Origin of the sequence: Citrobacter sp. Cf118, from assembly GCF_030334095.1 — a bacterium.
GTDB lineage: Bacteria > Pseudomonadota > Gammaproteobacteria > Enterobacterales > Enterobacteriaceae > Citrobacter > Citrobacter freundii.
Genome location: NZ_JAOWES010000040.1, coordinates 1 through 524 on the forward strand (window position 1 = coordinate 1; position 524 = coordinate 524).

1 pseudogene is annotated in these 524 nt (G+C 49.4%); it reads left to right on the top strand.

Annotation, left to right across the window (positions count from 1 at the left end):
• Nucleotides 1-524: pseudogene (locus OGX67_RS00530) on the top strand (IS110-like element IS5708 family transposase); the annotation flags it as partial.

The window sequence follows — 524 nt, forward strand, 5'->3', positions numbered from 1 at the left end:
CCGAAATTTGTCTCACCCTATCGCATGGCGGGTAAGACCGGGAAAAATGATGCAGCTGATGCAATAGCTATTTGTGAGGCAGTGCAGCGGCCGCATATGCGCTTTGTACCAGTCAAAGACGAAAGCCAGCAGGCAATGCAATGCTTACATCGGACAAGACAGGGATTTATCCAGGAAAGAACAGCAACGTATAACCGTCTTCGGGGCCTGATATCTGAATTCGGGGTTATTGCCCCACAAAGCACTGATGCTCTGCGTCATGTTGTTTCTGACCAGAAGGAAACTCTGCCAGTACAGGTTAGGCTGTGCATTGATGATCTATTGACACATGTCACTAATATTGAAGAGAAAATCGCCGAATATGACAGGGTATTATCTCGTGTGGCCAAAACAGATCATCGCAGCCAGCAGTTAATGGAACTGAAAGGTGTTGGGCCCACCACAGCGAGTGCGCTGGTCGCCAGTATTGGCAATGCCCATGATTTTAAGAACGGGCGCCAACTGGCAGCCTGGTTGGGGCTAAC